At 54.2% G+C, this 21,482-nt stretch carries 15 protein-coding genes; 6 read left to right on the top strand and 9 right to left on the bottom strand.

The genetic code is table 11. The features are described from left to right. Window positions 1–10: 10 nt before the first annotated feature. The 4 genes from ABIE64_RS04550 to ABIE64_RS04535 form a co-directional block, all read right to left on the bottom strand. Window positions 11–1,042: a LacI family DNA-binding transcriptional regulator gene (locus ABIE64_RS04550; protein ID WP_354376744.1), complete on the bottom strand. Its 1,032-nt coding sequence runs from the start codon at window positions 1,040–1,042 to the stop codon at window positions 11–13. A gap of 113 nt (window positions 1,043–1,155) precedes the next feature. Further along, window positions 1,156–2,589 (bottom strand): two-component system sensor histidine kinase NtrB, encoded by a 1,434-nt coding sequence (locus tag ABIE64_RS04545; RefSeq protein ID WP_354376743.1) that lies wholly within the window; start codon window positions 2,587–2,589, stop codon window positions 1,156–1,158. A 16-nt stretch (window positions 2,590–2,605) separates the two neighbouring features. After that, the gene (locus ABIE64_RS04540) at window positions 2,606–3,799 is read right to left on the bottom strand and encodes an HD domain-containing phosphohydrolase (protein WP_037987017.1); all 1,194 of its coding nucleotides are present in this window, start codon (window positions 3,797–3,799) and stop codon (window positions 2,606–2,608) included. A gap of 12 nt (window positions 3,800–3,811) precedes the next feature. Continuing rightward, window positions 3,812–5,032, bottom strand: a complete 1,221-nt coding sequence (locus ABIE64_RS04535) for a response regulator (RefSeq protein ID WP_037987020.1) — start codon at window positions 5,030–5,032, stop codon at window positions 3,812–3,814. A gap of 367 nt (window positions 5,033–5,399) precedes the next feature. Here ABIE64_RS04535 and ABIE64_RS04530 point away from each other — a divergent pair, with 367 nt between their 5' ends. Next, a complete protein-coding gene (locus ABIE64_RS04530; RefSeq protein ID WP_354376742.1) occupies window positions 5,400–6,671 on the top strand; it encodes a pentapeptide repeat-containing protein in 1,272 nt (423 codons plus the stop codon). A gap of 81 nt (window positions 6,672–6,752) precedes the next feature. Here ABIE64_RS04530 and argJ read toward each other — a convergent pair whose 3' ends face one another. The 4 genes from argJ to ABIE64_RS04510 all read right to left on the bottom strand — a co-directional run bounded on the left by argJ (window position 6,753) and on the right by ABIE64_RS04510 (window position 11,500). Further along, window positions 6,753–7,982 (bottom strand): bifunctional glutamate N-acetyltransferase/amino-acid acetyltransferase ArgJ, encoded by a 1,230-nt coding sequence (argJ, locus tag ABIE64_RS04525; RefSeq protein ID WP_341364974.1) that lies wholly within the window; start codon window positions 7,980–7,982, stop codon window positions 6,753–6,755. A gap of 147 nt (window positions 7,983–8,129) precedes the next feature. Then, entirely contained in the window at window positions 8,130–8,984 is an 855-nt protein-coding gene (locus ABIE64_RS04520; RefSeq protein WP_114093504.1) for a peptidylprolyl isomerase, read from the bottom strand. 227 nt (window positions 8,985–9,211) lie between these two features. Then, the gene (locus ABIE64_RS04515) at window positions 9,212–10,327 is read right to left on the bottom strand and encodes an SPM autocatalytic domain-containing protein (protein WP_354376741.1); all 1,116 of its coding nucleotides are present in this window, start codon (window positions 10,325–10,327) and stop codon (window positions 9,212–9,214) included. A 69-nt stretch (window positions 10,328–10,396) separates the two neighbouring features. Beyond that, entirely contained in the window at window positions 10,397–11,500 is a 1,104-nt protein-coding gene (locus tag ABIE64_RS04510; RefSeq protein WP_354376740.1) for a hypothetical protein, read from the bottom strand. Between the two features lie 334 nt (window positions 11,501–11,834). Between ABIE64_RS04510 and secA the strand changes: the two genes are divergently transcribed. The 3 genes from secA to ABIE64_RS04495 all read left to right on the top strand — a co-directional run bounded on the left by secA (window position 11,835) and on the right by ABIE64_RS04495 (window position 19,042). Continuing rightward, complete coding sequence (gene secA / locus ABIE64_RS04505; RefSeq protein ID WP_007091685.1) at window positions 11,835–14,546, top strand: preprotein translocase subunit SecA; 2,712 nt, start codon at window positions 11,835–11,837, stop codon at window positions 14,544–14,546. Between the two features lie 161 nt (window positions 14,547–14,707). Continuing rightward, window positions 14,708–16,747: an O-linked N-acetylglucosamine transferase family protein gene (locus ABIE64_RS04500; RefSeq protein WP_354376739.1), complete on the top strand. Its 2,040-nt coding sequence runs from the start codon at window positions 14,708–14,710 to the stop codon at window positions 16,745–16,747. 255 nt (window positions 16,748–17,002) lie between these two features. Next, window positions 17,003–19,042, top strand: coding sequence for an O-linked N-acetylglucosamine transferase, SPINDLY family protein (locus tag ABIE64_RS04495; protein ID WP_354376738.1), 2,040 nt, complete (start codon window positions 17,003–17,005; stop codon window positions 19,040–19,042). Window positions 19,043–19,102: 60 nt separating this feature from the next. On the opposite strand, the gene ABIE64_RS04490 is transcribed toward ABIE64_RS04495, so the two are convergent. After that, window positions 19,103–19,978 carry an alpha/beta hydrolase gene (locus tag ABIE64_RS04490; protein ID WP_354376737.1) on the bottom strand — a complete coding sequence of 292 codons (876 nt, stop codon included), beginning with the start codon at window positions 19,976–19,978 and terminating at the stop codon, window positions 19,103–19,105. Between the two features lie 219 nt (window positions 19,979–20,197). Between ABIE64_RS04490 and mutT the strand changes: the two genes are divergently transcribed. Together mutT and ABIE64_RS04480 are read left to right on the top strand one after the other, a co-directional pair. After that, window positions 20,198–20,629 (top strand): 8-oxo-dGTP diphosphatase MutT, encoded by a 432-nt coding sequence (gene mutT, locus ABIE64_RS04485; protein ID WP_007091683.1) that lies wholly within the window; start codon window positions 20,198–20,200, stop codon window positions 20,627–20,629. 59 nt (window positions 20,630–20,688) lie between these two features. Then, on the top strand, window positions 20,689–21,450 hold the full coding sequence (locus tag ABIE64_RS04480) for a competence/damage-inducible protein A (RefSeq protein ID WP_354376736.1): 762 nt from the start codon (window positions 20,689–20,691) through the stop codon (window positions 21,448–21,450). The last annotated feature ends 32 nt before the right edge of the window (window positions 21,451–21,482 follow it).

Raw genomic sequence — 21,482 nt, 5'->3', positions numbered from 1 at the left:
AGATTTTATTCTAGGGGAGGTTGTCGCGCATGAAAATGTCAATGCGGATGCGTTCCTGCGCATTCAGGAAGGGGCGTCCGTCAACCAGTGCCTTGAGCACGCGCACGGCACTTCTGGCTTCGTGGCCGGGGTCCTGATTGATGACGGCGTCAAAGATGCCGTTTTGCAATGCGGTCCGGGTATGTTCGGTCAGTTCGTGGGCGACCACCGGGATTTTTCCGGCCTTGCCGGTTTTTTCAAGGGCGCGAATGACGCCGCGGTTGCCCGCCCCCAGACTGTAGAGCGCGACAATATCGGGATTTTGTTCCAGCATTTCGCGCAGCAAAAGTTCCACCCGGTCGGAATTATCCAGACCTTCGATGGCGGGCAGGATCGAGAAATGCGGATATTCGTTGCGGATGATCCGCTCAAAGCCGTTGCGCCGTTCCATATGGTCGCGCAGCAGCATCGACCCGGCGATGACGGCAATCTTTCCCGATGGCGCGTGACAGAAACGCCCCAAAAGACCGGCGGCAGTGCGCCCGGCAACTTCGTTGTCGATCCCGATGAAATGTTCGCGTCCTGAAGCCGGGTGGTCACTGACCAGAGTGACGACATGGATATTGCGCCGACGCAATCCTTCTATGGCCTGATATACGGCCTGCGATTCGGTGGCGACAACGGCGACACCGTCGAATGCCTGATGTTCGATGGCGTCAAGCACCTCGGCCAGGGCAATGCCATCAAAGGCGGGGACCATGATGGTTTCGATTTCTATGCGATCAAGCGGTCCGTGTTCGGCAATCCTGCCGACTTCCTGTTCCAGGCCGCGCATGAAGGTGTTGGGCCCCTTGGGCAGGATAAAGCAGAACCGGTAGAAGCGTTTTTTGGACAGATTGGCGGCGGCGATATCGCGTTCATATCGCAGTTTTGCCATGGCTTCCTCGACCTTGCGCGCGGTGGCCGGACGTACGCCGCTTCGTGCATTTAAAACCCTGTCGACGGTGGCAAGACTGACTCCGGCCTCGCGGGCAACGTCATGAACGGTCGGACGCAACGCCATATTGGTCTCCAGATTGGGTTTTCGCCGATGAGGTTTTCAGAAGCCGAACCCTAACTTATGAAACAGTTTGGATAAATCCAATATATTCAAAGATGTCGCGATACATCGGGATCCTAGGCATTTTTCTTCTTTTTATCGGGAGCCTTTTTGACCGTATCGGGTTTGCCTGTCCGATCCTCGGCCGGGAGCAGGACATGGAAGGTTGTGCCCTTGCCCATTTCGGTTTCAAACCAGATGCGCCCGCCATGCTTGACCTGGACGATGTCGTGGGTGATGGCAAGGCCCTGACCGGTGCCTTTGCCGACTTCCTTGGTGGTGAAGAACGGGTTGAAGATTTTGGATCGGTTTTCCTTGGCGATGCCCGTGCCGTTATCGGAAATGCTGATCAGGACACTGTCATCGAGGAAGGTGGTTTTGATCCTGATCTCGCCTTCTTCGGGCGTGCGTCCGGCGGCGTCAATCGCCTGGGCGGCATTGACGAGCAGGTTGAGGAATACCTGGTTGATTTCGTTGATGTGACACGGGATATGCGGCAGTTCCGGTTCGTAATTTTCGACGAGCTGCGCGTAATGTTTCCATTCGTTACGCGAAATCACGGTGACGTTTGACAGGACGCGATTGATATCGGTCGCGGTTTTTTCCGCCCCGCCCGGATGGGAAAATTCCTTCATCGACAGCACAATGCGGGCCACCTGATTGATGCCGTCAAGGGATTGCTGGGTGGCGTGCGGGATTTCATCAAGCAGGAATTCCAGATCGGCATCGCGCATTTTCTGGGCAAAATTCCTGAAGGTGTTTTCAGGCAATCGGTCGCGATTCTGCCAGAGCGTTTGCAGCGCCAGCCCCAGAATGCGCGACAGCGCCCCATAGCCGTCATTGAGGAATTTCAGGTTGTCGCGGATATACTGGCTGGGCGTATTGATTTCATGGGCAATGCCCCCGGCAAGATGACCGATGGCTTCGAGTTTCAAGGCTTCGCGCAATTCACCTTCGAGCTTTTGCTGCGATTCTTCGGCCTGTTTGCGGCGCGTGATATCGCGGAAAATGTAAAGGTAGCTCATTTCGCCGGTGAAATTGGCGGGGCTTACGGTGATTTCCATCGGAAAGGTATCGCCATCAAGGCGCTGTCCCATGGTTTCGGTATAATCATAGCGTAGTGTGCCGCTGCTGATATTGATGCAACGGTTGAGTAATTTGTGACGCACGGTCGATTTTCGATCGACAAACAATGCATCAACCGACCGGCCCAGCATATCGGACATCGTGCCCCGCATCAGATTGAGTGCGGACTCGTTGCAATCGCAGATCATCCCGGCACCATCAATGACCAGAATGCCTTCGACAACGCTGTTGAGGATGGTTTTAAGCCGCTGATTTGACTCGGTTTCGCGTTTCTTCTGTTCGTTCAGAAGAGCATGAATCTGTTTCAGGGCTTCGGGGCTGACATCAAGTTGATCAATCGCGTCGAGCAAGTCGTCGGTACCCGCCGAATCGCTGGTCGGGTGGATGACCTTGAGGTTTTCGTCATTGTGGTGTGTGTCGTTCATACCGGCTTTCCGTGTTTCAACCGTTTTGCGAAGGTTTCATGCCGCCACGACGAATGCGGATCGGTTCATGGAATTTGTGAATCTGTTGAAACACGCGCAGGCGCTGCAACTGGACCTCGGAAACGTGGTTGCCGTGGGTCAGCAGCACATGACCATCGACGGTTTCGATATCGGTCATCAGGAAGTCGTGCACACGCAGCGATTTCAGCAAGATATCCTGTTCGCGGCCCTTGGGATGGATATCGACATCGTAAGAGTCGTCAACTATTGCCAGCAGGTCGGAAATCTGACCGAAAAGTTCCGGATCGTAGCGATGCGAATGTTCTTTCAATTCATCGAAATTCTGGGCCAGTGGCATGTCGCTGGTGCTGATTTCGGCAAGGTCATTGAGGATACGCAGCACGCGCGCGCCAAGAGGAATATCCGTACCCTTCGGACTGTTGTCAGTGGGGAAGCCCGTCCCGTCAAAATTGCGGAACTGAAGATAGACGATTTCGCCGATATGGTTCAAACGCGGGATATTGGAAATCAGTCGTTTTCCGACCTCTGGCGTGCGTTTCAAAAGGTCGCGTTCAAGCGGTTGCAGAACCTTGCCCATGGCCAGACGCGCCAGCGTTTCAGGTGGTAGCGAGACCAGGCCAATCGGCGCAAGAAGGGCGGCCAGACCAAGTTCCCACGGCTGGGGATAGCCAATATCGCGCGCAATCATGTCGCACCATGATTTCACCCGCATGGACCGGCCGAATATCAGGGGATTAAGCTGGGCGAGAACATCGGTCAGAACCTTGACGCTGCCTGCCAGTGTCTGTTCCAGAAGATCGCGTTCCGCCGTGATCAGATGATATTGGCGGATGGCATCGTTGATCCCCTGTTCCAGCACCTCGTCATCGCAGGGTTTGCTGAAAAACCGGAAAATATGGCCGCGATTGATGGCCTCGACGGCGGTGTGCTGGTCGGCATTGCCGGTCAGCATCATGCGAACCGTATCGGGACTGACGCGCCCGATTTCGGTCAGAAGTTTCACACCGTCCATGCCGGGCATCCGCATATCGGCGATGCAGACGGCAAAGGGACCGTCTTCCATCAGGATACGCAGGGCTTCCTGCCCGCCAATGGCGATTTCAAAATCGTATTTGTGGCGCATCTTGCGTTGCAGGGCATGCAGCAGGTTTTTGTCGTCATCAACGAAAAGGACTTTGCTTTTTTCCATGGCCACGGATCTTTACTGGGTCAGGGTTTTGTATTTGTCGGCGACAACGCGCGCGATCATGCGCCATTCGTCAAGCTGGTCAGCTTTGCCGATGGTTTTCAGATATTCCATGTCGATATGGCTTTCGACCTGTTTGCCGGTTTCTTCGGCGGCAACCTGCCGGGTGAGGTCCTGTGCGACATAAATTGCGGTAAGGACGTTCATTTCGCGATGCGGGGTATCCATCGGGCGGTGGTGATAGGCAACGGCCTGTACCACCGGGGCGGGGAAGCCCCATAAACCCAGAAGATAGGCGCCTATTTCCGGATGACCGGCGCCGAACTGTTCGATTTCGGCCTGTTCGATGGGGATATGTTCCTGTTCGACCCGATCAATCACCTTGGCCATTTCGGCATTGCGGTTGGCGTAAAGGATCAGGCTGCCGACGTGGCTGAGCATGCCGGTCGAGGGAACAGCGTGGCAGATGGCGCGCGGCAGTTTTTCATATTCGGCAATCAGGGCGGCGGTGACGCCGATCTGCTGGCTGCGATGGCAGAGGCGCAGCAATTTGTCGGCTTCGCTTTTGGGGCCATCAAATCCGCGGAAAATGCCAACAAAAAGGGCCAGTGCTTTTAGCGTCTCGGTCCCGATCATGCGTACGGCATGGGAGACGGAACTGATTTTCTGGGCGATGGCGAAATAGGCGGAGTTGGTCAGTTTCAGGACTTCGGCGGTCAGGGCGATATCGGATGAAACGATCCGGGTGATCTGATCCTGGGATATTCTCGGGTCTTCGAGTGCCTTGACCAGCCGAAGGTAAGTATCGGGTGGGGAACTGAGTGTGTCGATGCTGGCAACGAGGGACCGCAATTCCGGCCGGGTCAGCAGACTGCGCAAATCAAGCGCGTTTTCGATGGTTTCGATCAGCACCAGGTCTTCGCACGGTTTGGCAAGATATTGATGGGCTGGCCCGACGGTACGCAGAACGGCTTCTTCCTCGGCGAAGCCCGAAAGGATGATGCGGGTGGCGTGTGGATGGGATTTTTGCAGGGTGCTCAGCAACGTTGCGCCATCCATACCTGGCATCCGCATATCCGATACGACCACATCGAATTCTTCGTGACTTGCAAGTTCAATGGCGGCAGCCGCACTGGTGGCAAAAACCATGTGCCAGTCCGGACGCATGCCGCGCAACCGCCGCCGCAGGCCGTTCAGGATGTTTTCGTCATCATCAACGAACAGGATATTATTCATAAAATAGGTCCATGCCACGAGAACTGACTATGAATTTGGTGATTTTGTCCGCCAGATCAAAGGTCTCGATCACATTTAAATAAAATTGCAGGAAAAGATATTCTGCACGTTCAGGATGTGATGGCGCATTTCGGCGGCGGGCCGCGAGTCGTGCACAGGCGATACAGGGTCGATCAATGCCGCATCGAACAGGCCCCGGGCGAGCATAATTGTTTTACAATTTATGTTGGCTGGTTGTTGGAAAGCGCCCGGCAAATTCCAAGATGTCATATAGTGTCAGAAAATAACGGGCCCGGCCCGGATATACTAATTTTGTAACGTTGCATTTTGCGGTTGGGGCAGGTTGCTGGGGGATTGATTCTATCACATGGTGTCACGACCGGAGCTGATCGAGGCGATCAAAAAGCATCAGCGATATGTTTTAAAGCAGCCCGGTGGCAAGCGCATGCAGCTTCGCAACGGGAACCTTTCGCGTATCAAAATGAGCAAGATCAGCCTTGAAGACGCCATCCTGCCCGGAGCAAACTTCATTCAGGCCGTGATCAAGGATGTCAGTTTCAATTTCTGTGACCTGTTTGGAACCAACTTTGTCGAAGCCGATCTTGAAGGATCAAGCTTTGAGCGAGCCGATTTGCGCGGGGCGAATATGGCGCGGGCCAAGTTGCGAAACGCCAGTCTCAAGGCGGCCGACCTTCGGTCCGGAGTGATGATCGTGATGGATGCCGGGCGGGAACGCCGGGTCAAACGGGCCACCGATCTTGGCAATGCCGACATGGCAGGGTCGATGATGGCGGGGGCCAATCTTTCGGAAGCCAATATGTCGGGTTCCAGTCTGGTGGATGCCGACCTGAGTGATGCGAACATGTTTGCCGTCAATCTTGCCGGGGCGGATTTAACGGGCTGTAATCTTTCGGGGGCGAAGATGAAGAACGCCAACCTCAAGGGGGCGAAGCTTCATAATGCAGTTCTGGCCGGTACCGATTTAAGCGGAGCGAACCTTCGCAATGTCGATCTGAACGGTGTCGATCTTTCGCAGGCCAATACGGCCAACAGCCTTGGCAGCAAGGCAGTGGCCCCCTTGCCCGAAGATATTCGCGATCTGGTCAATGCACATAGCGAATGGCTTTCGACCGGTGGACGACAGGGCAAGCCGTTGGATGCGACCGGGCGTGACCTTTCGGGGATGGATTTTTCGGGCCTGGATCTTTCGGCGGCATGTTTTGAAAATTGCGTTTTACGCGGTGCGTTGTTCGTCGACACCATTCTTGCCATGGCATCACTGCGGCGGGCAGACCTTAAACTGGCGAAATTCAATAGTGCGATATTAAGCGGTGTGCGGTTGAACGGGGCCAACTGCCAGAAGGCGATATTCCAGGGCGCGCGGTTTGGTGCCGTTGAACAACGTGATGGCAATGGGCAAAAAACAGGTGTGATCTGGTATGCCGATCTGAGCGGTGCGGATTTTTCCAAGGCCGATATGCGCAATGCCAGTTTCAGCCAGCCAAAGATGGCGGAAGTCAAAATGGTGCGCGCCAATATTTCCGGCGTTGCATTTGGTGAAACGGACCTGAGCAGTGTGGATTTTGCCGGAGCCAATGTGGCCGCGGCCCTGAATGGGCGTTTGCCCGATCACGCCTGATTTTGAAGGTCGGGGGTATCTGTAAAAAATCCGCCTTTCGGGTGAAAGGCGGATTTGATCTTTTGGGGGCTGGCAAGCGGATCAGCTGCGGTAATCCGCATTGATCGAGATATAGCCATGTGTCAGATCGCAGGTCCAGACGGTGGCCGTGCCATCGCCAAAGCCAAGATCGACATCGATATCGATATACTGGCCCTTGATATGGGCTGCGACCGGGGCTTCGTCATAATCGGCGACGCGTTCGCCGTTTTTCGCCAGAACAATGCCACCGATGGAAACGGTCAGTTTGTTCGGGTCGGCCTGCACACCGCATTTGCCAACCGCCATGACGATGCGGCCCCAGTTGGCGTCTTCACCGGCAATCGCGGTTTTGACCAGCGGAGAGTTCGCAATCGCTTTGGCGGTGATTTTGGCTTCTGCTTCGCTGATGGCGCCGGTGACATTGACGGTGATGAATTTTGACGCCCCTTCGCCGTCGCGCACGACCTGATGGGCAAGATCACGCATGACGTCTTCAAGCGCGGTTTTGAAACCGGCCAGTGCCGGATCATCAATACCGGTGACGGCGGCATTGCCCGCCTTGCCGGTTGCCGCCAGAAGGACGGTATCAGACGTCGAGGTATCGCTATCGACCGTGATCGCATTGAACGACCGGTTGGTGCAATCGGCAAGCAGGGATTGCAGCACGGCATGGGGCACGGCGGCATCGGTAAAGATGAAGCCCAGCATGGTTGCCATGTTCGGTTCGATCATGCCTGAACCCTTGGCAAAACCGGCAATGCTGACCTTGGCACCGTGGATGGTGGCGGTGGCCGATGCGCCCTTGGGGAAGGTGTCGGTGGTCATGATCGCCTTGGCGGCATCAAGCCAGCCAGCGTCATTTGCCAGAAGATCGGGCAGGGCATCGGTGATGCGGTTTGCGGTGGTCGGCTCCCCGATGACACCGGTGGAGGCGGTGAAAATCTCGGTCTTGTCGCAGCCCAGCGCCTTTGCGGCGGCTTCGACCTTGTCTGCGACGAATTTTTCGCCCGCCTTGCCGGTGAAGGCAACCGAGTTACCGGCATTGACAAAGAATGCCCGGCCGGTGCCGCCTTTAAGCGCCTCGCGTCCCCAGCGAACAGCGGCCGATGCCGTGGTCGAGGTGGTGAAGACACCCGCAACCTGTGTGCCCGGTTCGAGTTCGGCCAGAAGGACATCGGGGCGGCCCTTGTAGCGGATGCCAAGGGTCACGGTATGCAGTTTGACACCGGGAATTGCCGGAAGATCGGGGAAGCTGGCCGGGGCCAGCGGAGAAAGCGACGTCGCAACCATCTGTTCAATTTCCTTCGTTGAACGTAACCCTGCCATTAATCCAAAGGTAGCGCATTTGGCACGGGTGGATGACAAAAAAAACGGGGCGATGCCGGACGGCTCACCCCGTTTTGGATCTCAGCTTTGAAACCGGTTAAGCCGTGGGGCTTAGTTTTTCGGGGTTTCTGCGCTGTCGTCTGTGGCCGGGGTTTCGGTGTTGTTCACCACCTCGGCATCGGATCGAAGTTCTTCAATCAGGTCCTGAACGGCCTGCTGGGTGACTTCTGCTTCCATCTGCTGACGGATTTCTTCCAGGGTCGGCTGTACGCCGTCTTTTTTCTCTTCAACCAGGATCACGTGCCAGCCGAACTGGGTCTGAACCGGTTCTTTGCTGTATGTGCCCGGCTCCATCGCGAAGGCAGCTTCGGCGAACGGTGCGACCATGTCGCCCTTGTTGAAGAAGCCAAGATCACCACCATTGGGACCGGACGGGCCGGTTGATTTTTCTTTGGCGAGTTCGACGAAATCGGCACCGTCATCCAGCTCGGCAATCACGGCTTTGGCGTCGTCTTCGTTTTCCAGAAGGATGTGACGCGCGTGAACCTGCGGCTCTGGCTCGTTGGTTTTGATGAATTCGTCGTAATGGGCTTTGATCGCGTCGTCGGTGACTTTCTCGGCGATTGCGCGTTCAAGATAGGTTTCGGCAACGAGGCGGCGCTCAAGAGCTGCGAGCTGATTCTTGACCTCTTCATCATCGGCAAGACCCGCATCCTGACCGGCAAGCATCAGCAGGCGCTGATTGATTTCGCGGTCGACAAGCATCGGCTTGAGCATTTCAAACGGGAGCTGGCGATACTGTTGGGGCAGGCCCTCTTGTGTCGCGCGCACTTCGGATTCCAGGATTTCCTCGCCATTGACGGTTGCAAGAACCTGGTCTTCGGCCGGTGCAGCGTCCTGTGCCATAACCGGGCTTGCAAACATGACGGTCGCAAGTGACGCAGCGAGTAGGGTTTTGCGCAGCATATTTTCTCCAGACTTTTCATTTAAGGGGGATTTTTCCCCATGCCTCACCCCACGGATAAATCACATCCGCTCGTGACACACAAGGGTTCCCCTCGGATGTCACGGTTTTTTCAAAGCAATCTGGCTAAAATGTGAAATGCTGATGTAGTGCGGAAAATATAATGGCGCGGGCAAGGGTGATTTCGCGCCCTTGCCCACCGGTTTCTGCCAGAATCCAGAAATAGCCGTCAGGCGCGAACGTCAAAAAAGACTTCGCCAACGGTGCCGGTGGTGCCGTCATCACGCTCAAATTGTGATTTGGCAACCAGATCACCACCGATCAGACGCTGATCAAGCGGGGTGATCATTGTCAGCGAAATCGATTTGATGCCTTCGCTTTCAAGCGAGCTTTGGCTGCCATCAGCACGCAGCAGGACCAAAGAGGAAAAGACCTTGTCCTTATTGTCTATCACGCCATCATTGTTGTCGTCATATTTGGCGAGTTCGGCAAAGCCGTCCTTGGCACCGTTTTGATCGCCAAACAATTCGGTGCCATCATTTATGATGCCATCATCGTTGCGATCAAGCGCCAGAAGTGCGTCATTGCCGCCAACCCATGCGGTTTGATCAATAGTTCCATCGCCATCAATGTCGAACTGTTTGTTATCATTGACGTGTGAGGTGGTGATGCCGTCCCCGTCAAGATCAAGGATGAGCGGATCTTTCTGATAGACTTGGGTGATTTCAATGCGGATCATTTCGATCTGGGCGCGGAATTCCGAGATCGAGATGTTCGCGCTGCCTTTGATCTTTGAGAAACGGCTTTCGAGCTGGGTCAGGTCAAGCTTGAAGCTTTGTGAAACGATCGACATCCCGCCAGCAGATATGACGGATGTTTCGTTGGTGGCATTTAAAGACAGTTCTTGCGCTGAGACCGAGGCGTTGGTGCCATCCAGATTTGAAACGGCGAGCCCTTCGGGGGTGTTTCCCGTCATGGAATTGGCAATTTCGCGTGCCTTTTCCGGGGGGATTCCCATCATCGCAAGAACGATGAAAGCCTCGTTATTCATGCGCTTTTGCGCATCGCTAAGCGCAGGCTTCATCAGGTTCAGAACGTCAAGTGCGCTGCTTTGAAATTCAAAAACCGGCTTGTCGAATTCTTCGACGGTCGATTTCAATCGTTCATTGGCTTCTTGGCTTATCTCGATATTGTCGATGATGCTTCGCGTCCGGGCGATGTCTTCTTCCAGCTGCGCGGTGCTTTTGGCTTCGTCAACGACGTTCGTGACGACATTAGGTGTCGCCGCGACATAGCGTTCTGTCGCATCGGCAGGAGAATTGGAGATATTGATTTGTCCAAACATTCAGCGCCTCCTTCCTGAAGGGCTGCGGGATGGGGGCAATTGCTGCGGCCCCATCCCGTGCTGCTATGGTCAGGCCAGAACGTCCTGTTCCTGGCTTGGGTCAATTACGGAGACGGTTTCGCCGTTCGGCAACTGGAAGGTGGCACCGTTTTCATCCTGTCCGAAACGGCCCATCGGCATCAGCATGTCGACCGACAGTTTCAGCATCGGATCACCAGAACCGTCTTCGGCCATGGTTTCGGTCACGCCACGTACGACCAGGGTTGCCTGTTCCATGATCTGGGCATTGAGTTTGGCCATGCGGCTGGCGAGAATTTCCTGCATGCTGGCGTCTTCGGTGGTGCCATCTGCATTTTCTTTGCCGTCGGCGGCCGGTGCGGCCCCGGTGGTATCAAGCATCAGATCGCGGATGAAGTCAGCGACTCCGCTGCCTTCCATATCAAACAGAAGACCGCCATTGCCCGCACCGGCCGGGTTCCCCAGCATATCGACGAGATTGCCGCCGCCAAGGCCATTCATCACGGTACCAAGCGCGCCCATCGCCGCCCCCATGCTGTTGCCAATGGCAACGGCTTCGGTTCTGACAACCTGGATCTTGGAGGCCTCGTAATTGAATGAAAACTCGCCGGTGTCGCTGTTGATGTTGATATCAAGAGACTGCATCGCCATCATCGCGGACTCGGAAACGCCGACACCCGCACCATTGGCACCTGCATAGGAAATTTCGGTGCGCGAGTGGCTTGCGATGGCCTGCTGGAAGGAGAAATCGATCTGGCCGTCATCAGCAGCCATTTCGCGGATTCCCTTGAACATCGCGTTGGTCGCGGCAAGGGCTTCCTTGTCATCCATTCCGGCCAGTTTGAACATTTCGACCATGTCATCCTTGATCAGCTCAAGGGCGGCGTCGAGCGCCTTGGCGAAAAGCTCGTCGGTGGTCATCGGTTCGGATTTCAGGGATTTCGAACCGGCAGCCTGCAACGGGTTTTTATCCGCATTGCGTGCGGCAACCGCATTCTCGGACAGGTCAACAGGATCAACAACCGGGGTCGGATTGCCACCGGTTTTGCCTGCATTCTGACCAGCTTGACTGCCAGATGTGGCAATCGGCTGACGCGCGTCGGTCAGGGATGATTGTCCCTGTCGAAAGGGATTAAGCGTGGAGAAATCCACCATTTCCTCCTCCTGAGGCTTCTTTCGCGCAGGGCACCCAAGCCCTGAGATATCGCGAAAAAGATGAGCTACTTGCTCTGAAATTCAAAGTTGAACACAGATCATACGTGTTTTTTGTGATTTCCTCAAGCGTGAAGAAAGTGACATCTGCGTGTGCAGGCAAAGGTTGTATAACTGCGTGCCCTTGGTCGGGACTTTTTGCGGCCATAACCGCCCTAACATTAGTGATAATGGTTCGTTCCGTTGACAGATGGCAGACAGGGTTCTATCTGTGATCGGGCCTCGGTATATAGCCGTTGCCCCATAACTGTTTTTTCATTTGTTCAGGAACGTTTTAATGCTCGGCGTAATTGCCCGGAAAATTTTCGGTTCAGCTAACGATCGTGAAGTCAAAGCCCTGCGGGCCACGGTCGAGCAAGTCAATGCCCTGGAACCCGAAGTCGAGAAGCTTAGTGACGACGAACTGCGCGCCCGTACCGATTGGCTGCGCGAACGTCTGTCCAAGGGCGAGACTCTGAAGGATATTCTTCCTGACGCATTTGCCACCGTTCGCGAGGCTGCCAAGCGTGTCCGCGGCGAACGTCATTACGATGTGCAGCTGATGGGCGGCATGGTTCTGACACTTGGCAAGATCGCCGAGATGAAAACCGGTGAAGGTAAAACGCTGGTTTCGACGCTTCCGGTTTATCTGAACGCGATCGAAGGCAAGGGCGTCCATGTTGTGACGGTCAACGATTACCTTGCGCGTCGTGACGCGGAATGGATGGGGCAGGTTTACGGCTTCCTGGGGCTTTCTGTTGGCGTGATCATGCATGGCATGACCGATGACCAGCGTCGTGCGGCCTATGCATGCGATATTACCTATGCGACCAATAACGAGCTGGGCTTTGATTATCTGCGCGATAACATGAAGTTCCGCCTTGAAGACATGGTGCAGCGCCCGTTCAACTTTGCCATTGTCGATGAGGTTGACAGCATCCTGATTGACGAAGCACGGACGCCGCTGATCATTTCCGGCCCGGCCGAAGACAGTTCGGAGTTGTATCGCGCGATTGATGCGCTGATCCCGAAACTGACCGAGGACGATTACGAGAAGGATGAAAAGGCACGTGCCGTCACCCTGACCGAAGATGGCACCGAGAATGCCGAGCAGCTTTTGCAGCAGATGGGCATCCTGACCGAAGGCACGCTTTATGACGTTGCCAACGTGCATCTGGTGCATCACGTCAATCAGGCGCTTAAGGCGCACAAGCTGTTCCAGAAGGACACCGATTACATCGTCAAGGATGACAAGGTCGTGATCATTGACGAATTCACCGGCCGCATGATGGAAGGCCGCCGTTATTCGGACGGTTTGCATCAGGCGCTGGAAGCCAAGGAAAAGGTCAAGATCCAGAACGAAAACCAGACTCTGGCATCGATCACCTTCCAGAACTATTTCCGTCTTTATCCGACCCTTGCGGGCATGACCGGTACGGCAATGACCGAGGCCGAGGAATTCGAGGAAATCTACAATCTTCAGGTTGTCGAAATCCCGACCCATCGCCCGATTGCCCGTAAAGACGCCGATGATGAAATTTATCGGACGGCCAAGGAAAAATGGAACGCGATTGCCGATCTTCTGGAAGATTGCCACAAACGCGGCCAGCCGGCCCTTGTCGGCACGGTGTCGATTGAAAAGTCGGAAATTCTTGGCGCGTTGCTGAAAGAACGTAAAGTCCCGCACGAGGTCCTGAACGCCAAGCAGCATGAACGCGAAGCGTTCATCGTGGCACAGGCCGGTGCGCCGGGCGCGATCACGATTGCCACCAACATGGCCGGTCGTGGTACCGACATCAAGCTTGGTGGCAACGTTGAAATGCGTGCCGAGATCGAGCTTGCCAATATCGAAGACGACGCAAAGCGTGCCGAGGGGATCGAGCGGATCAAGGCCGAAGTCAAAGCCGATCAGCAGAAGGTTCTTGATGCCGGTGGCCTGTTTGTGATCGGTACCGAGCGCCATGAATCGCGCCGCGTTGATAACCAGCTTCGCGGTCGTTCTGGCCGTCAGGGTGACCCGGGGGGATCGAAATTCTTCCTGTCGCTTGAAGATGACCTGATGCGTATTTTCGGGTCCGAGCGCATGGACGGGATGCTTCAGAAGCTTGGCCTTCAGGAAGGCGAGGCGATCTATCATCCGTGGATCAACAAGGCGCTTGAAAAGGCACAGCAGAAGGTCGAGGCGCGTAACTTCGACATTCGTAAGAACGTACTGAAATTCGATGATGTGATGAATGACCAGCGCAAGGTCATTTATGAACAGCGCCGCGATCTGATGCAGGCCAAGAATGTTGCCGAAGATGTGGCGGATATGCGCAGCGAGGTTGTCGAGGACCTTGTGACCAAATACTGCCCGGAGAAGGTTTATCCGGAACAGTGGGAAGCCGCCAGCCTGCATGAAGAATGTACACGTCTGTTCGGTCTTGATCTTCCGGTGGCCGAGTGGGTCAAGGAAGAAGGCATTGATGTCGAAGTCATGCGCCAGCGGATCGAGCAGGCGGTCGAAAGCAAGATGGCAGCCAAGGTTGCCAATTATGGCGCGGATATCATGCGCCAGGTTGAAAAGAGCCTGGTTCTTCAGCTGCTTGATCAGACATGGAAAGAGCATCTTCTCGCCCTTGACCATTTGCGTCAGGGCATCGGGCTTCGGGCTTATGGCCAGCGCGATCCGTTAAACGAGTTCAAGCGCGAGGCGTTCAACCTGTTTGAAGGCATGCTGGTGACATTGCGTGAACGCGTGACCCAGATGCTGTCACATGTTGAATTGCAATCGACGCCCCGCCCGGAAGATCTGGAACCGCGCCGCGCGCCGCAGGAAATGCACGAAAATCACCCGGAACCCGAAGCCATGGCAGGCGAGGGTGGTGACAGCGCAACGGTCCATTCGCGGGCTGCTTCGGGTAATGTTGATCCGAACGATCCATCGACCTGGGGCCGTGTTGCACGCAATGCCGCCTGCCCGTGTGGATCAGGCAAAAAGTACAAGCATTGCCACGGTCAGCTGGCGTAAGGCAGAAATCATAAATTAATACAAAGCCCGGATTGTTGATCCGGGCTTTTTTCATGATGATGGAAGACAAATACTGCCTGAACGTAACAATGAGACCGAGGAGTCCCAAGTTTGGGATCGGGCAGGTTGATTGATAATTTGTGTGTTGCGGGGAACGGGACTTGAAGCTTTCATTCGATCAGGTCAGGCGTCGGGCGAAATCACTTGAGCGTCAGGGAAGCAAGAACGAGGCGATCAAGCTTTATGAAGAGTTCCTGGAATCCTATCCGAAAAATGAACGCGCGCGAAAGGCACTTGCCGAGCTTAAGCTGCCAGCGGAAGTCGCCAAGGGTTCGTTGCAGGAGAAAGTGACCGCAGTTCGCAGGTTGTTTGACAGCGGACAGATCCAAGCGTCATTTGATGCGGCGAACGCGGTGTTAAAAGAAGTGCCGAATTCTGGCGTGGTTTGGAATCTGCTCGGCGCGGCGGCCTTTGGCCTTAAGAAATTCGACCTTGCCGAGCAGAGTTTCCGCAAAGCGGTCGAACTGGAACCGGAAATTACCCAAGCCCACGCCAACCTGGGGGTTTTGCTGTATCAGCAGGAAAGGCTTCAGGCCGCGTTGGAAGCCTTTGCCAACGCGATCAAAACCAATCCGCAATATGCCGAGGGATACAACAGCATTGGCGGCATTTACCACAAATTGGGTAAATTTGACGCGGCGGAGAAATACTTTGTTGGGGCGATACAGGCCAACAAGAACTATGCCGAAGCCTATTATAATCTAGGCAATACCTTCTTCAAAAGCGGCAAGATCAGTGCTGCGCAGCAAAGTTTTGGTTTTGCTGCACAGGTTCAGGGCGAGAATATGCCCGCCATGTCGCAAAAGCTTTATATGCAGGCGCTGTTATGTGACTGGTCGGGAATTGCCGATTTTGAAAAGCTTGCGCCGCGTATCGGTATTGAAGGCGATGCCGTCGAGCCATTTTCCATGCTTTCATACGATGACAATGCAGAACGCCAGCAAAAGCGTGCGGCCAATATGATCCGCAAACGGTGTCACGTGAATGCGGTGCCGTTGCCAGAACCACCGGTGACCCGACCGGAAAAAATCAAAATCGGTTATTTTTCAGCCGATTTCCACGATCATGCGACGCTTATTCTGATGATCGGATTGCTTGAGCATCATGATCGCGAGAAGTTTGAAATTCATGCCTATAGCTATGGGATCGTCAAACAGGGTGTCAAACGGGACCGATTGAGCAAGCTTGTTGACAGCTTTGTCGATATTTCGATGGCGTCTGATCCGCAGATCGTGGCGGTCGTCAGGCAGCAGAAAATTGATATCGCTGTTGATCTGAAGGGCTTTACCCGTCAGGGGCGCAGTGGGCTTTTTGCCTATCGTTTGGCACCGATCCAGATCAGCTATCTCGGCTATCCGGGGACGCTTGGCGCAGATTTCATGGATTACATCGTTGCTGACAAGGTCATCATCCCTGACAATCTGCGACAGTTTTACACCGAAAAAGTGATCTATCTTCCAGATAGTTATCAGCCCAATGACCGTAACCGCATCATTCCCGAAACAACAACGACGCGCAGCGACTTTGGACTGCCCGAAAAGGGTTTTGTGTTTTGCTGCTTCAATAGCAATTACAAGATAACGCCCAGAGAATTCGATATCTGGATGCGACTTTTGGCGAAATATGACGACAGCGTTCTTTGGCTGTTGAACGCCAATGAAGGCGTTCGCGAAAACCTGTTGCGCGAGGTCGAAGCCAGGGGAATTGCACGGGAACGGATCGTATTTGCCGAACGGTTACAAGAGCCCGAGCATCTGGCACGCCACAAACATGCAGATCTGTTCCTTGATACATTTAATGTCAATGCGCACACAACAGCGAGTGATGCGCTTTGGGCCGGGTTGCCAATTGTGACAAAAACCGGGGAGAGCTTTGCGGCGCGCGTTGCGGCAAGTCTGCTTTGTGCGGTTGGATTGCCTGAGCTGGTGTCAGAAACCGAAGAGCAATATGAGGCGTTGATCATTGATCTGGTGGAAAACCCCGGACGGCTTGCTCAAATCCGCCAGCAGTTGATCGACAACCGTTTAAGCGCGCCGCTATTTGATTCGGCGACTTATACCAAGCATCTGGAAAAAGCATATGTTGAGGCATATGACCGTTATTTCGAAGGCAAAGAACCAGATCATATTTTTGTTTCGTAAGGTTAGGGGCTGACACCGGGGTAATCACCGTGCGGGGACTGCACCTGATGGTGAAAATGGACCTTGCGACGAGGCATGACGATTGAAAAATCACAGAGATTTTCCGGGCTTTTTGTGTGGTAAAAGTTGTTTCCAGACGGACGGAGCAATTAGCTTTATTGTAACCGTAGTCGTTTAAACGGTTAGATATTTGAGGTGTGTCGTCGTTTGGGGGATGCTGGTGAATTATGTTGCGGGTTGTTTGGAGAACGGGGTTTGAAGCTTACATTTGATCAGGTCGCACGACGGGCAAAAAAGTTGGTGCGCGACGGGGAAGTCGGGCAGGCCGTCGGGCTTTATCAAGAGTTTCTGAATGCTTTCCCGAAAAACGAACGTGCACGCAAAGCCCTTGCGGACCTGACTGCGCAGAGACAGGATCAGGGACGACCATTGCAGAAAAGACTTGAAGAAGTTGTGAGTCTTTTCGCGAAAGGGCAGGTAAGCCAGTCATTTTCGGGTGCAGGCGCGCTTGTGGAAGAATTCCCTGATGCTGCGATGGCCTGGAACATCAGAGGGGCATCAGCCTTTCGCCTCGGATTGCTTGATGTTGCCGAAGACAGCTTGAAAAAATCAATCGTACTTCGCCCGGATTTCGCACAGGCACTTTCAAATCTTGGCACGCTCTATTTCCATCAGGGTAAGATGGACGCCGCATGCGAAACCCTGGTTGCGGCGATTAAAGCAAATCCGGATGATGCAGAAGCCTACAACACGCTTGGTGGTGTGCTTTACAAACTTGGCAGGCTGGACGCGGCCGAGGCATATTTTGTTCAAGCGGTCAAAGCCAATCCAAAATATGCCGAAGCTTATAACAATCTTGGAACTGTCCTGTTTGACAAAGGCAAGCTTACCGCAGCGCAGGAGGGTTTTGCCTTTGCCTGCAGGATGAGGACGGATTATTGGAGTGCCCTGTCCCAGAAGCTTTATATTCAGGCCATTCTATGTGACTGGTCGGGAATAACCGAATTTGAACGGGTTGCGGATCGGATTGGTACGCGAGATCAGGCCATCGAGCCCTTTACCATGCTGTCCTATGAGGATGATCCGAAGCATCAGCTTCAGCGGTCACAGGCATATGCGCGCACCAATTTCCATAAACCACCACAGCCGGTGTTTGGAAAACCGAAAGAGAAAACGGCCAAGTTGAAAATCGGCTATTTTTCTGCCGATTTTCATAACCATGCGACCGTATCCCTGATGATGGGGCTGTTTAAGCATCATGATCGCAATCGGTTTGAAATCCATGCGTTCAGTTATGGTCAAGTTCAGCAGGGTCAAACGAGATACCGGCTACTGGGTCTTGTGGATTCTTTTGAAAATGTGTTCGGGGTTTCCGATGAGGAAATGGTGGAACGCGCACGCCAAAAGGATCTGGATATCGCCATTGAACTGAAGGGGTACACCCGCCAAGGCAGGACAGCGGTGTTTGCCTATAAACTGGCGCCGGTCCAGATGAACTATGTCGGTTATCCGGGAACATTGGGCACTGATTTCATCGACTATATCGTGGCCGACAAGGTTGTCATCCCGCAGGAATACAAAGACTGTTACACGGAAAAGGTTATCTATCTGCCCGACAGTTATCAGCCAAATGACAATTGCCGGGAAATAGCAGATACAAAGACGACCCGCGCGGACTTCGGATTGCCCGACGACGGGTTTGTTTTTTGTTGTTTTAACGGCAATTACAAAATTACCCCGCGAGAATTTGATATCTGGATGAGGTTGCTCAACAAGGTTGAGGGAAGCGTTCTTTGGCTGTTTCATTCAAATGACTGGGCGGTGAACAACCTGCGCCGCGAGGCAAAGGCGCGTGGTGTTGACCCGGACCACCTGGTCTTTGCGCAAAGGCTTCTTGAGAAAGAACATCTGGCGCGGCAAAAGCATGCCGATCTGTTTCTTGATACCTTTAACGTCAATGCACATACGACGGCCAGTGATGCACTTTGGGCAGGCTTGCCGGTCATTACACGGTCCGGAAAACAGTTTGCTGCGCGCGTCGCAGCAAGTCTTCTGCATGCAGTTGGCATGACGGAGCTTGTGGCCAGAAGTGATGCGGATTACGAAGAAATTGCCCTTGATCTGGCTTTGAATCCGGAAAAGCTGGCAGATATTCGTCGTAAACTGGCTGAGAACCGTTCGACGCATCCATTGTTTGATTCCGAACGTTACACACGTCACCTGGAGGCGGCCTTCACCCAGGCATATGACTTGTATCGCGAAGGTAAGGCGGCGCAGGATATCGAGATCAAATAGGGTAGCGTTACAAATAGGACTGAATGAGAGCGACGACGACTATTGCGGCTGATGCACGTTTCAGTATGCGTCAGTCCTCTTTGTTGGCGCGGGCAGATGTTTGGTTAGAAACGTAGACATTGGTGCCAGAATTTCCCGGTTTTCGGTCAGGATACTGCCCAGAGCAATGAGGGTTCCGGCATGGCCGGTGTCGGCGATTTCAATCAGTTTCGTGTCCGGGGCGAGTTCGGCCAATCGGCGGGAATTGCGGGGATAGACCGTGTGATCGCGGTTGCCGGTGATCAGAAGCATCGGCGGCATGTGGAATAAATCCTGCTCGACCGGCTGGCTTTGGGCGGCGGGGGTATCGCCAAAGGCGATTTGGGTTGCCTTGACGTCGTAGGGATAGAAATCATAGGGGCCGGACAGCCCGATGATCCCGGCAATGTCGTTGGCGGTCATCCCCACGGATGCCAGATAGGATTGATCGGCCACCAGTTGAACCGCGTTATAGGCACCGGCGGAATGACCGGCCAGGATGATTGGACCTGTGGTGATGCGGTCGGGATGGTCATGGCTGTATTGCTTGATGAAGGCGAGGGCTTTTGCGCCGTCCTTGATGAATTCCGGGAAACGGATTTCAGGCACCAGCCGGTAATCGGGGATGGCGACGGCATAGCCCATTTCGGTAAAGCGTTTGGCGACGAAAGCGTATTTTGCCTTATCGCCCGAATCCCATGATCCGCCATAAAACCAGACGATCAACGGGGCCGGTTTTGTGCGATCAGCAGGCAGATAAAGATCAAGTTTCTGGCGATCCGCATCGCCATATCGCAGATCGGCAACGGTCGGCTGATAGTCGCCAGCCTGAAGGTGATTGAATGCGGCGAGCTTATCGCAACCGGCGAGAAACAGGGCCGCGATCAGGGCATTTGCCGTCAGTTTGAATACGCGCATTGTCACCGTAAAGCAGATATTATTGATTGGATTTTGACTGTTGTACGCGATAGCCCGCTATCGGGTTCTTTTTTATTTCAGGGAAATATGACGCAAAGGATATTGCCGTTTCAACCCGGATCGGGAAGGGGCGGGTATCCGTCAAATGCATCTCTTGGCGAAAGCCGCCATGCAGGATAAAACAATCGCATGACCATTCAAAATCCAGAAAGAGGCTGCATGTCGGTGGACTTGCGGCAGGGAAAAATCCCCGAAAAAACGGTGTTTGTCAGTGCGGTGGCGCTGGTGGATGCCGATCATCGTGTCTTGATCGCACAACGCCCCGAAGGCAAATCCATGGCGGGGCTGTGGGAATTTCCCGGCGGCAAGGTCGAGGCCGGCGAGACGCCGGAAATGGCATTGGTGCGCGAGCTTAAGGAAGAGCTTGGCATTGATATTACCGAAAGCTGTCTGGCACCTTTTACCTTTGCGTCATTTACCTATGATGATTTCCATCTGATGATGCCGCTTTATCTGTGTCGGGTCTGGAAAGGGGAAATCACCCCGATGGAAGGCCAGCAGGTAAAATGGGTGCGCCCGATCCGGTTGGGTGATTATCCGATGCCGCCTGCCGATGTGCCGCTGGTGGCGATGTTGCGCGATTTTCTGTGACGATCCGACCCCTCTTGGCGGTCGTATTTGAATATTGAGTTCAAGTTTACGAGGTTGTGATGTCTGAAGCGGTTCGGGCCTGTCTGATCATTATCGGCAATGAAATCCTGTCGGGACGGACCCATGACAAGAATCTGCCTTATCTGGCGGAGGAGCTGAACAAGCTTGGCATTCGCCTGGCAGAAACGCGGGTGATTCCCGATATCGAAACCACGATCATCGAGACGGTCAATGAATGCCGGGCAAAGTTCGACTATGTCTTTACCACGGGCGGCATAGGTCCGACCCATGATGATATTACATCGCCCTGTGTGGCGCGTGCGTTCGGGGTCGAGATCGAGCTGAACCCGCAAGCGCATGAATTGCTGAAAAGCCATTATGAGAACCCTGCCGACCTGAACGAGGCGCGGCTGCGCATGGCGCATATTCCGGTGGGGGCGGATCTGATTGATAACCCGGTTTCCAAGGCACCGGGGTTCCGGATGGAAAATGTCTATGTCATGGCCGGTGTGCCGATGATCATGCAGGCGATGTTCCAGGGGATCAAACATCAGCTGACCGGCGGGCGACCCATGGTATCGCGATCGGTTGGCGGTTATATCCCGGAAGGCACGATTGCCAAGGTCCTGGGCGAGATCCAGCATGATTTCCCCGATACCGATATCGGGTCCTATCCGTTCCTGCGCGAGGGGAAGCTGGGCACGACGCTTGTGGTGCGGGGCGAAGAGGCCAAGGATGTTGACCTTGCATCAGAGCGCATTCGCGCGGTGATCATCGAGCTCGGCCGTGAGATTATCGAAGATAGTGGTGCCGTTTCATAACGTGCGGATTGCGATTGATCATTTTGGCGGAG

The sequence above is a fragment of the Thalassospira sp. MBR-102 genome (assembly GCF_040549275.1).
GTDB lineage: Bacteria > Pseudomonadota > Alphaproteobacteria > Rhodospirillales > Thalassospiraceae > Thalassospira > Thalassospira xiamenensis.
Note: the sequence above shows the minus strand (reverse complement) of the source record. Positions and strands in the feature narration are given on the sequence as shown.